This window comes from Rothia sp. HMSC072B04, assembly GCF_001813725.1.
Taxonomy (GTDB): Bacteria; Actinomycetota; Actinomycetes; order Actinomycetales; family Micrococcaceae; genus Rothia; species Rothia mucilaginosa.
The window spans coordinates 130,704-142,240 of record NZ_KV813802.1 but is presented as its reverse complement, the minus strand read 5'-3'; the positions used below and the strand labels follow the sequence as shown (position 1 = coordinate 142,240).

9 protein-coding genes and 1 tRNA gene are annotated in these 11,537 nt (G+C 58.5%); 4 read left to right on the top strand and 6 right to left on the bottom strand.

What is annotated here, in order from left to right:
- The first annotated feature begins 306 nt into the window (after window positions 1–306).
- Entirely contained in the window at window positions 307–1,437 is a 1,131-nt protein-coding gene (locus tag HMPREF2928_RS04220; protein ID WP_070687448.1) for an arsenate reductase/protein-tyrosine-phosphatase family protein, read from the top strand.
- Window positions 1,438–1,573: 136 nt separating this feature from the next.
- Here the strand turns inward: HMPREF2928_RS04220 and HMPREF2928_RS04215 are convergent, their stop codons facing one another.
- The 3 genes from HMPREF2928_RS04215 to HMPREF2928_RS04205 form a co-directional block, all read right to left on the bottom strand.
- Window positions 1,574–2,554: a ribose-phosphate diphosphokinase gene (locus HMPREF2928_RS04215; RefSeq protein WP_070616722.1), complete on the bottom strand. Its 981-nt coding sequence runs from the start codon at window positions 2,552–2,554 to the stop codon at window positions 1,574–1,576.
- Between the two features lie 20 nt (window positions 2,555–2,574).
- A complete protein-coding gene (gene glmU, locus HMPREF2928_RS04210) occupies window positions 2,575–4,029 on the bottom strand; it encodes a bifunctional UDP-N-acetylglucosamine diphosphorylase/glucosamine-1-phosphate N-acetyltransferase GlmU (protein WP_070687447.1) in 1,455 nt (484 codons plus the stop codon).
- An 87-nt stretch (window positions 4,030–4,116) separates the two neighbouring features.
- Window positions 4,117–4,187 (bottom strand) — tRNA-Gln (locus tag HMPREF2928_RS04205).
- A gap of 234 nt (window positions 4,188–4,421) precedes the next feature.
- Between HMPREF2928_RS04205 and HMPREF2928_RS04200 the strand changes: the two genes are divergently transcribed.
- From HMPREF2928_RS04200 to HMPREF2928_RS04190, 3 genes are all read left to right on the top strand, one after another.
- Window positions 4,422–6,266 (top strand): ABC-F family ATP-binding cassette domain-containing protein, encoded by a 1,845-nt coding sequence (locus HMPREF2928_RS04200; protein ID WP_070687446.1) that lies wholly within the window; start codon window positions 4,422–4,424, stop codon window positions 6,264–6,266.
- A 150-nt stretch (window positions 6,267–6,416) separates the two neighbouring features.
- Window positions 6,417–6,899 carry an acyltransferase gene (locus HMPREF2928_RS04195; RefSeq protein WP_070629036.1) on the top strand — a complete coding sequence of 161 codons (483 nt, stop codon included), beginning with the start codon at window positions 6,417–6,419 and terminating at the stop codon, window positions 6,897–6,899.
- A 1-nt stretch (window position 6,900) separates the two neighbouring features.
- Complete coding sequence (locus HMPREF2928_RS04190; RefSeq protein ID WP_070614633.1) at window positions 6,901–7,836, top strand: glycosyltransferase family 2 protein; 936 nt, start codon at window positions 6,901–6,903, stop codon at window positions 7,834–7,836.
- Window positions 7,837–7,954: 118 nt separating this feature from the next.
- Here HMPREF2928_RS04190 and HMPREF2928_RS04185 read toward each other — a convergent pair whose 3' ends face one another.
- The 3 genes from HMPREF2928_RS04185 to rsmA form a co-directional block, all read right to left on the bottom strand.
- On the bottom strand, window positions 7,955–9,148 hold the full coding sequence (locus HMPREF2928_RS04185; RefSeq protein ID WP_070614635.1) for a glycosyltransferase: 1,194 nt from the start codon (window positions 9,146–9,148) through the stop codon (window positions 7,955–7,957).
- A 77-nt stretch (window positions 9,149–9,225) separates the two neighbouring features.
- Window positions 9,226–10,242, bottom strand: coding sequence for a 4-(cytidine 5'-diphospho)-2-C-methyl-D-erythritol kinase (locus HMPREF2928_RS04180; RefSeq protein WP_070687445.1), 1,017 nt, complete (start codon window positions 10,240–10,242; stop codon window positions 9,226–9,228).
- A 68-nt stretch (window positions 10,243–10,310) separates the two neighbouring features.
- A complete protein-coding gene (rsmA, locus tag HMPREF2928_RS04175) occupies window positions 10,311–11,183 on the bottom strand; it encodes a 16S rRNA (adenine(1518)-N(6)/adenine(1519)-N(6))-dimethyltransferase RsmA (protein WP_070614637.1) in 873 nt (290 codons plus the stop codon).
- Window positions 11,184–11,537: the final 354 nt, after the last annotated feature.

Sequence of the window (11,537 nt, the reverse complement as noted above, 5' to 3'; positions counted from 1 at the left end):
TCCTCGTTGGTGGGTGTACTCGCTGGCTCCTGAGTGAGAAGAAGACCAGCATTTCACGCCAATTTTAGCACGCACCCTCTAAACATTTTCGGCATCAAGCTTGTACTTTTGGTCATCTTTAGTCGAAAGAAGAACCTCTACTTCATAGCTAAAACATAAGACATTTATGGGTATTCGCCACACACAGGAAAAGGAACCGCTGAAGGTGCAAGTAACTCGGTATGATAGATACTATTCATTCAACCAACCCGACACTTCCGGCTTCCCTGTTCACTGTTGGGTACGTCAATTAGAAAAGGCTTTTTGATGGGCATCTTCAACATTAAGTCCCTCAAGGACAAGTACGCGTGGGGCTCCTCCGAGGACAAAACCAACTCCGCAGAAACCGCTGAGGAGCACCCGGCGACCGTTGCTTCTTCCTCCGCAAATATTGCCGACGGAGTCCGTTCCCTCATTAAGAGCAACCCCGAACTGGCGGGCAAGAACCGCCGCGGGGTAGCCAGCCGTACCATCACCCCCGACGGTTCGCTCCGCGAAGCCATCGAAGACTACGAAGTCCGTTCCCCCGCCGAGGTAGCCAGCCAGGAAGTCACTCCCGAGGAAGAGCTCAGTGCCGACGGCACTGCAACCGTCTCCGCACAGCCCCTCACCCACACCAACATCGAGGCCACCCCCGGCGACATCCTCGACGTAGACGGCAAGACCACCGGCCCCAGCATCATCCGCGTGGGCCACCACAACGCGCCCACGGTCGATGCCGAAGAGCTCGCCGACCCCGAAGAAGCCAACAACCAGAGCGCAGGAAACGTACAGTCCTCCCCCGCTACTGACTCCCGAGGCGAGCGCACCCCGCTGTTCAAGCTCTCCCCCAAAACCCTCAACCGTACCGGCAGCACGAGCGGCGACGGCCCCTTCGAAGCTGTCTTCGTCTGCACCGGCAACATCGCCCGCAGCGCATCCGGCGAGGTCATCTCCAAGCACCTTGCCGCCGAGTACGGTCTGGAAGACAAGTGGATCTTCTCCAGCGCAGGAACCGGCGCCCTCGTCGGCCACGGCGTCTACGAACACGTAGCTAACGAGCTCATCAAGCGAGGCTACAACCCGGAGGGCTTCGCATCTCGCCAGCTCAACGAGCAAATTATTGAGAACGCCACCATCATCCTGGTCGCTGAGAAGGTACACGCCGACTGGATCGTGCGCGAGTGGCCCCAGCACCACTCCAAGATCAAGTTGCTCAAGCAGACCGCACGTATCCGTGAGGAAGCGCGCCGCGCCGAGCCGCTTTCCTACCTCCACTCCTACGGTGCCCGCCCGCTCGATATCGACAGGTTGGAAGACCCCTACCGTCGCGGCCCCGCAGCAGCAAAGGTTGCAGTGGATGAAGTGGAACAGTCCCTGCGTGTGATTCTGCCCTGGCTCGCACAGGCACACCGCTAAGCACGCGGCGCTAAATACAGCACTAACCCGGCAGGAACAGATATCTATTCCTGCCGGGTTAGCTTTAGCCTCATACAACAGAAAGTCCCCCACCGACCTAACGGTCAGCGGGGGACTTTCTTTAGGCTTTAGAAGCTTAGTGCTCGAAAATCTCGGTCACAGAGCCCTCATCGAAGACCTCGCGAATAGCACGAGCAATCAACGGAGCGATGGAGAGAATAGTCAGGTTATCGAACTGCTTATCTTCCGGCACGGGCAGGGTGTTGGTCACAACGACCTCCACGGCACCGCACTGGGACAGACGCTCAGCAGCCGGATCGGAAAGAACCGGGTGAGTTGCCGCAATGATAACTTCCTTCGCTCCCTTATCCATGAGAACCTTCACCGCACCAGCAATGGTGCCGCCGGTGTCAATCATGTCATCAATCAGCACGCAGGTACGACCCTCAATGTTACCCACAACAGTCTTAGAAACAGCCTGGTTGGGGACGTTAATGTCGCGGGTCTTGTGCACGAACGCCAGAGGCGCGCCGCCCAGCAGATCAGCCCAGTGCTCAGCCACACGCACACGACCGGTATCCGGGGACACAACGGTCACGTTGGACAGGTCATCCACGCGCTCACGGATGTGCTTAGCCAGAACCGGAATCGCGAAGAGGTGATCCAGCGGACCGTCGAAGAAGCCCTGAATCTGCGAAGTGTGCAGGTCCACGCACATTAGGCGGTCAGCACCTGCAGTCTTGTACAGGTCCGAAATCAGACGTGCCGAGATAGGCTCACGACCCTTGTGCTTCTTGTCCTGACGAGCATAGGGGTAGAAAGGAGACACCACGGTAATAGAGCGAGCAGATGCACGCTTAAGTGCATCAATCATAATGAGCTGCTCCATGAGCCATTCGTTGATGGGTGCCGGGTGCGACTGAATCACGAAAGCGTCCGCACCGCGCACCGACTCCTCAAAACGGACGTAGGTCTCGCCATTGGCGAAGGTGTATGCGGAGGTGGGCAGCAGGTCGTGGTCAAGAGCCTGTGCGATCTCCTCGGCAAGCTTGGGGTGTGCTCGACCGGAGACCACTACAAGCTTGCGCTCACCGGGGTTGGTAATCTCGCTACTCATGGTGTTGTTCTTTCCTCGAATTAGGATTCTGCCGGTTCCTGAGCGCCAGCAGCCTTGGCGGCTTCGGCGGGTTCGGTACCAGCACGGTTCTTCAGGACCCAGCCTTCGATGGTGCGCTGGGAAGTCTCAGAGTAGGCGAGGGCGCCCGCAGGAACATCCTTACGGATGAGCGCGCCCGCGCCAGAGTAGGCACCGTCACCAACGGTAACAGGTGCGACGTAAATACCCGCGGATCCCATGCGGGCATGTGCTCCAATAACGGAGCGGTTCTTCACCAGACCGTTATAGTTCGCAAAAATAGAGCCTGCACCAATGTTTGCGCCTTCACCGATGGTGGCGTCACCAACGTAGGACAGGTGCGGGACCTTGGCACCATCACCAATCTGCGAGTTCTTAGCCTCGCAGAAAGTGCCAAGCTTAGCGCCCTTGCCCAGGGCGGTACCGGGGCGCAGGTATGCGAAGGGTCCAACAGTTGCACCTTCGCCGATGACAGCACCGAAACCGTGAGCGCGGATGACAGTAGCGTCAGCCTCAACGGTCATATCGGTCAGGGTGGTGTCCGGGCCAATGGTGGCACCGGTAGCAACGGTGGTGGAGCCATGCAGTTGTACGCCGGGTAGCAGGGTCACATCGTTCTCAATGGTGACGGTAACGTCAATCCAGGTGTTCTGCGGATCAACGATGGTCACGCCGTTGCGCATGTGTGCCTCAAGGATACGGTTGTTGAGCATACGGCCCAGCTGAGCCAGCTGCACGCGGTCGTTAGCGCCTTCAACCTCCCAGCGGTCCTCAATAGCCAGAGCGGAGGTACGGTGGCCCTTCGAACGGGCAATGGACAGCACATCGGTAATGTACTTCTCGCCCTGTGCGTTGTTGGTGGTCACCTCGAGCAGTGCCTCACGCAGAACAGCGGCGTCAAAAGCGTAAATACCGGAGTTGATCTCGGTAATTTCGAGCTCTTCGGGGGAAGCGTCCTTCGCCTCAACAATAGCGGTCACTTCGCCAGCCTGGTTACGGACAATACGACCGTAGGCGCCGGGCTCATCAATGTGGGTGGTCAGGACGGTTACGGAGTTCTTGTCTTCCTCGTGGAAGGCAATCAGTTCGCGCAGAGTCTCGGGGCGCAGCAGAGGAACATCGCCGTAGGTCACCAGGACGGTGCCAGAGACGGGTGCCTGCGCATCCAGAGCGTTCAGACCGACCTCAACAGCGCGGCCGGTACCCGGAATCTCATCCTGATCAACGATGGTTACCTCAGGGTCAAACGCAAGCACATGCTCAGCGACCTTATCGCGCTGGTGGCGTACCACAACAGCGAGGCGCGCAGGGTTCAGATTGCGTGCAGCAGCGACAGCGTGCTCAACCATGGAACGACCACCAATGCCGTGCATGACCTTGGGGGTCGCGGACTTCATGCGCGTACCAGCGCCTGCGGCGAGAACGATCACTGCAGAGGGTGCCAGTTCAGTGTTCACTGGGAAGACTCCTTAGACGAGGTTGTAAGAGTGAGGAGTGAGCGCGGACCGCCAACTCTCTATCAACGGTGCCGTTGAGTGCTTACGCTCCGCCACTAGGACTCGAACCTAGACAAACGGCTCCAAAGGCCGCTGTGCTGCCATTACACCATGGCGGATTATCCATACATTCATATGAGTTCCCAGCTACGGGCCCCCATTGTCATTGACCGCCATTTTGGGCACAGAACAGCGCAATGCAGGAAATGCTTTCCTCAGTTTATCAAATATCTGTGCTCAACTTAGCCGCGCACCCCGCAATCCCCACAGCTTTTCTCAGCACCGCCAAGTACCCCCTCATCAAAGCTTGGAGCGCTACTTGAACTGAAGGCTCACCCTGTACCCTAGAAGGCGTGGCACATCTACTTGGCGGCGAATCGCTGCACCTCGAATTCCCTACCCGAACCATCTTTGAGGGCATCACGGTCGGTCTGAACGAAGGCGACCGCATCGGCATTGTCGGTCGCAACGGCGACGGCAAGTCCACCCTCATGAAGATCCTTGCTGGCCGGCTCGAACCGGACTCCGGCCGCGTCACCGTGCGCGGCGGCACCCGCATCGGCTACCTTGACCAGTCCGATGTTCTTGACGACGACCACACGGTTGGCTACGCGATTGTGGGCGACACCCCCGAGTACGAGTGGGCCTCGCAACCCCGTATCCGCGACGTCATCTCGGGCCTGGTTTCCGATCTGCCCTGGGATGCACCCGTCTCTTCGCTCTCTGGCGGTCAGCGTCGACGCGTAGCGCTCGCCTCCCTGCTCGCGCAGGAGTGGGACGTGCTCATGCTCGACGAGCCCACCAACCACCTGGATGTTGAAGCCATCACCTGGCTCGCTAACCACCTGAAGTCCCGCTGGTCCAAGAATGCTGGCGGACTCATGGTCGTCACCCACGACCGCTGGTTCCTCGACGAAATCTGTACCGACACCTGGGAAGTGCACGACCGCATCGTCGAACCCTTCGAGGGCGGCTACGCGGCGTATATTCTGCAGCGTGTGGAGCGTGACCGCCAGGCAGCCGCAGCGGAGGCGAAGCGTCAGAACCTGATGCGCAAGGAGCTCGCCTGGCTGCGCCGCGGTGCGCCCGCGCGTACCTCTAAGCCGAAGTTCCGCATTGATGCCGCCAACGCCCTCATTGCGGATGTCCCGCCGGTGCGTGACACCGTGGAGCTGAAGAAGATGGCAGTCTCCCGCCTCGGCAAGGACGTGGTCGACCTCGAAAATGTCTCCGTCGTCTACGACGACCCCTCGATGCCCGACGGCAAGCGCCCCGTGCTGAAGAAGGTCACCTGGCGTATTGCTCCCGGCGAGCGCACCGGCATCCTGGGCGTGAACGGCGCGGGTAAGTCGACTCTGCTGTCGCTGGTGACCGGCGACCTGAAGCCGACCGAGGGCCGCGTCAAGCACGGTAAGACCGTGAAGATCGCGACCCTGACCCAGCAGCTCGACGAGCTCAACGAGGTCGCTAACGACCGTGTCTCGGATGTGATTGGCCGCAAGAAGCGTAGCTACATTGCAGACGGCAAGGAGCTGTCCCCCTCGCAGATGCTGGAGCGTCTGGGCTTTACCAGTGCGCAGCTGTCTACCCCGGTCAAGGACCTTTCGGGTGGCCAGAAGCGTCGCCTGCAGCTCATGCTGATTCTGCTGGATGAACCGAACGTGCTGATTCTCGACGAGCCGTCCAACGACCTGGATACCGATATGCTCGCCGCGATGGAGGATCTGCTGGACACCTGGCCGGGTACCCTGCTGGTGGTCAGCCACGACCGTTACCTCATGGAGCGCGTGACCGATCATCAGTACGCCGTGATTGACGGTTCATTCCGACATCTGCCCGGTGGTGTGGACGAGTATCTGGCGCTCTCGGCGGCAGGTGCTGGTGGCTCCGCGGCAGGTTCCGCGCAGGCGCGTTCCGCCTCCCCGACGCAGAAAGCTTCAGCGCAGGAGGCTGAAGCATCCGCTAAGCCGAAGGTTTCTGGTGCCGAGCAGCGTGCGGCGCAGAAGGAATCTGGCGCGATTGAGCGCCGCCTGGCGAAGCTCGCCACGGAGCAGGAGAAGCTCTCCGAACAGATGAGCGCCCACGACGCCTCGGACTACGCCGGTTTGGCGGCACTCGGTGAGCAACAGCAGGCGCTTCAGAACGAGATTGACGAGCTAGAAATGCGCTGGCTCGAGCTCTCCGAGATACTGGGCTAACGTCTACTTTATGTGCTATATATAACAGTGGGTTTCTTATCTACTTCTGCGGGATATCGCCTCGTCGGGGCGATATCCCGCTACCATTAGATAGTAACCTTTAATACTTATAGGGAGCATTTTTCCCTGCCCACCCTTATGAAGGTATTCATGCTCAACACTCTCAAACAGCTCAAGCATCAGCATTTTCTGAAGCAGAAGACTAAGCGCCGCGCGGCACGCATCGAAAAACTCCGCGCCGCCGGTGTCTCCATTGGTGATAGCACCTACGTGTGCCCCACCGCCGAGATTCTTCCAGGGGCTCGGATTGGCTCCGGTTGCTGGATCAACCGTGATATCTTTATCGACTGCGCAGTCCAGATAGGCGACCGCGTCTACCTGGGCCCGCGCGTCACCCTATGCACCGCAAGCCACGAGATGGGCCCCTCACGCCAGCGTGCAGGAAAAAATGTTGAGGCTCCCATCGTGATTGGTGACGGTTCCTGGCTCGGCCAGAACGTGTCCGTCATTGCTGGCGTCACCATCGGCGCGGGATGCATGATTGCCGCAGGTGCTGTGGTGGTCTCCGACTGCGAGCCGAATGGCCTGTACGCCGGTGTCCCCGCCCGCCGCGTCAGGGAACTCGGTGAATAACATGAGCGAACAGTACGCGTACGAAGCCTCCGTCGTGATTCCTGTCTACAACGGCGCCGCATTCATTGAAAAGCAGCTACAAGCCCTGGCTGAACAGCAAACTAGCCGCTCTTTCGAGGTGCTGGTCAGCGACAACGGTAGCACTGATAATACCCGCGCACTGGTAGAGAGGTTCAACGCCCCCTACCCGTTGCGTTGGGTAGATTCCAGCAACATTAAGGGCCCCGCTAATGCCCGTAACGTTGGTGCGTTGGAAGCCCGAGGCAAGATTCTTGTCTACTGTGACTCGGACGACTACGTGGAAACCGGATGGTTGGAAGGCCACCTAGCGGTACACGACAGGCACAGCCCCGCGCTCGTTTCGGGAGCTAACCTGCACAATACCAATCCCACTGAGGTGCTCAAAGCCTACGGCGTGCCCCTCGATTCTGACGAGAAGGTCTTAGAGAACAGCTCCCTCGTGGAGACCGAAGACCAGGTACCTCCCTTCGCGGGTTTCCTGCCCTCAATTACCGGTTGCAATTTCTCCGTCCCGCGCGATGTATACATACGTAACGGCGGCATGGATTGTAGCTACATCGCGGGGTCCGAAGAGACTGATTTCTCCTGGCGCGTGAGCCTAAGCGGCGTGCCCTTCTATAAGACCTACGCCTCGCTGGTACGCTACCGTCTTCGCTCCACCCCAAAGCAGATTTTCCGTCAGCAACGTAACTACCAGCACTACCGCATGCTCCTCTGGGCTCGTTTCAAGGACCGGGGTATGACCGGCCCGAGCATCAAGTACTCGGTTATTGCCCTGGCGAAGTCCCTACCGCTGCTACTCTTCCCTGCTACTCGTTTGGTGGGTGCACGAGAAGCCGGTGCAAACCTAGGCGCTCTCAAGGGGATGCTCCAATACCGTTTCCATGCGGTCCCGGAACGTCAGCTCATGGGATAATAACGTATCTTTCGATGCACCTCTAATGGTTAGCCTGCAGAGGATATAGAAGAATGCCGGTTCTAGATTAAATCTAGAACCGGCATTCTTCTATATAAGCATTCCTCGGTGCTTACAGCTAACGGTGGATAGAGCCAAAAACCTTCTCCCAACACTGAACAATATATTCGGGAGAGAAAATAGAGGACTTCTCAACACACAAAGCAGATTTTTTAGCTCTCAATTCATCATCACCTATAGCCAGGCGTAGCTGCTTCGTCAGCGCCTCAACGCTACGTTCTTCAGCGAGATAGCCGAATTCAGGCAAATAGTCCAACAATAGATAGCTGGAGGGATAAGAAACCAAAGGCGTACCAACGCGCATGCCCTCTTGCAAAGACATGGGGCCACCCTCAAAATCAGAGGCACAAATGGTCAATGATGCTTCAGCATAGGCTTCAAGCACCTGCTCGGAGCTCAGGGGTCCACCCACCACGATACGCTCGGCGAGGGCAGGTTCAAGGGTCTCGAGAAGTTCATGCATCTGACGCTCAGTCTCGTCATTTCCGCTGCCGTTGAGCTTCAAAGTCCATTCAGGGAACTCCGGCGCACACGCAATGAAGCTCTCCAGAATGCGCATGAGACCCTTCTCAGCCCCATAGCGGCCAATATACTGAATAACTGGCTTCTTCTGCTGAGCTATGCCCATAATCTTCTGCTGAATCTCAGGGGTGATATAAACGTTAGGGTTAAAGACAGCGTCAACCGGGCGGTTCAGCCATTCAGCAAAGAGGCGCGCGTCTCCTTCAGAAAGCGCGATGAAGGAGTCGTAGTAGCGCCCAATATCCTTAAGGGTCTTTTCACGAGTTGTGCGGTGAAAGCTGTCGAAAGCGCTGTGGAATTCGTAGAGATACCCGATCCCCTGCTTCCGCCCCTGTCGCGCATAGTCCACCAGATACTCAGCAATGTCGGTCATCGAGGTCAGAACAACGGTATCTTTGCCCAGCGACTGCAGGTAACGGCGGGTGCGCACTGCGTTATAGCGGTCCCACAGGACGGTAAATGCCTTCTTAGCCGCCAGCACGGCACCCAGCGGTCCGGGGTTGTTGTACACCAGCTTATTATGGGTGGTCTTCGAGACAAGCGAACCGGCGCGGATCACAAAATCCGGGGTCACAGCGTCAGGGTTATCTCCCGTATTGTCGTAGAGCGCCAGATAGCTAACGTTGTACCCGGCTTCTTTAAAGGCCCTGCCCAGGATCCTGTTAACGGTCGTAATACCGCCAAGAAGGCTAAAACGGTCCTGGGCGATAACAATATTTTTAACCTTCATAAGATTCTCCCTTTCCGCCAGAGAATAATAGAAGTCAGTGAGTGATAAATCGTTATCTAGTGTGACAGATATATGAGCTACGCACTAGTAACTTCGGCAGCTACGGCGTGGTGGCCCTCAACACGGAGAGAGGTAGCGAGAGCCTCTGCTCGTGCTTGAGAAGAGGCCAGTAGCAGCACGGTCGGACCGGAGCCAGACACCAGAGATGCGTGCACTGCCCCGTCATTGCGCAGGGCCAGGGTTTCAGCCAGCTGCGGGGCGCACGAGACTGCGGGTGCCTGCAGGTCGTTACGCAACAGGGCCGCTAGGGAGGCGAGCGCCGCCTCCGAACCGTCATAAGAGTTCAGGGCTTCCAGAAGCTCTAGGGGTTCCACCAGCTCGCCGGAGGCGGGATACTCACCGGCGGCACGGCCCGCGTCCAGCTGCTTGAATACGCTGGGGGTGGAGAGGCCAAACTGCGCGGCAACAATCACCAGGTGCAGAGGTTCCCGAGGCGCCGCAATATTCTGCAGCTCGGTACCGGTCCCCTGCCCCAGTGCGAGGGCCTGCCCGAGCGCGGCACGCACGCTAAAGGGAATATCGGCGCCCAGTTGCGCGGCAAGACGTTCATAATCCGTCTGGGTCAGGAGCGCACCGGTGCGGCCGGTTGCGTGCAGATAGCGGTCCGTAGCAATGAGGGCGGCAGCCGCGTCCGCTGAACCGCCCGCCATGCCACCGGCCACGGGTACAGCCTTCGCAATGTGCAGGTGCAGCGCCGGCGCGGATTCAACGCCGTGCCCAGAAATACCGTGTTCGGCAAGAATCAGCTCGGCGGCACGGTATACGAGGTTCCGCTCGTCCATCGGCACGTCGGCGGGATCGAACTGGCCAGCCTGCATCTGCTGATCCACCAGGGAACCGGGCACAATATCCATGCTCAGGCTCAGGCCCTGAGTCTGCCCTTCAGAGACGGTGACGGTCTCGGTCAGAGAAACCGCAGCAAAAAGCGTGGTCAGCGGATGGTAGCCGTCCGGGCGAACGTCCCCCACAGCAAGGTACAGGTTTACCTTTCCGGGGGCATCAACCGAAATAGCAGTCTGGGAGGCGGTACTCATCAACGCATACACCTTTCGCGCGGAAACTCGCTTAAGAACATCAATGAAAAATTCGGTGCAGGAGGAAACTACTCTGCGGCAGGCTCAGCCGGGACGGTCAGCGAAGCCTCCGCGATACGGATAAAGCCGTGGATGTCCAGCTTCTCACCGCGCTCGGTCGGGGCGATACCGGCAGCCACCAAAATCTGCTCCGCACGCGCACCCGAGCCCGCCCAGGAGCTCAACGCAGCGCGCAGGGTCTTACGGCGCTGGGCGAAGGCCGCATCGATAATCGTGAACACCAGGTCACGGTCCACGGTTGAGAGAGGCTCCTCGCGCATGCGGAAGCCCACCAAACCGGAGTTAATCTTCGGGGCCGGCCAGAACACATTCTTGCCGATAACACCCGCCTTGTACACCTCGGCGTACCAATTGGCCTTGACCGAGGGAACACCGTAAATCTTCGAACCCGGAGTCGCCGAAAGACGGTCGGCAACCTCGTCCTGAACCATCACCAGCGCGTGACGGATGCTCGGGAACTGCCCGAACAGGTGCAGGAGCACCGGCACCGCCACGTTGTAGGGCAGGTTCGCTACCAGGGCGGCCGGGGTGCGGGGAAGCTCGGTCACCTTCAGCGCATCCATCAGCACCACATCGATATCACCCGCCTTCTCGGGACGGAACTTCTCAATGGTGTGCGGGAGTTGCCGAGCCAGCGGCGGATCGATCTCCACCGCGACCATGTCCTTCGCCGCGTCCAGAATACCGAGGGTCAACGAGCCCAGACCCGGGCCGACCTCCAGCACCGTCTCCTCAGATGAAATCTCCGCGGCATTGACAATACGACGAATCGTATTGGGGTCAATCACAAAGTTCTGCCCAAGAGTCTTCGTGGGTCGAATGTCGAGGCTCTCAGCGAGCTCGCGAATCTCGGCCGGTCCGAGCAGGGGCAGATTGTTCACAGTATTCCTTCGGTTAGGTGGAGGGTGCTACCTTCCAGGTTACCGTGCCAGGCGGTGCTTCACATCTTCAACGGTAGACAACCAAGCGGTCTTAGCTATGGCCGTACGTACCTTCAGAGCCAGCAGGACACGCGGGAAATCAACGATATTGTTCGTCTATAGACCTTAGACGGCGTTTCAATATGGCGAATATTTGAGGTCGGTGATGAGGCGCGGGATTATTCCCAGCCGCGCAGATTGGGCTACGCGTAGCGCACATCCGCGCCCAATGCTGAATACAACATGCACCAATCTCAGATGTTCCAAGAATAAGACGCCATATGTTGCAGCTCTACTGGTGCCTAACAAACGAGT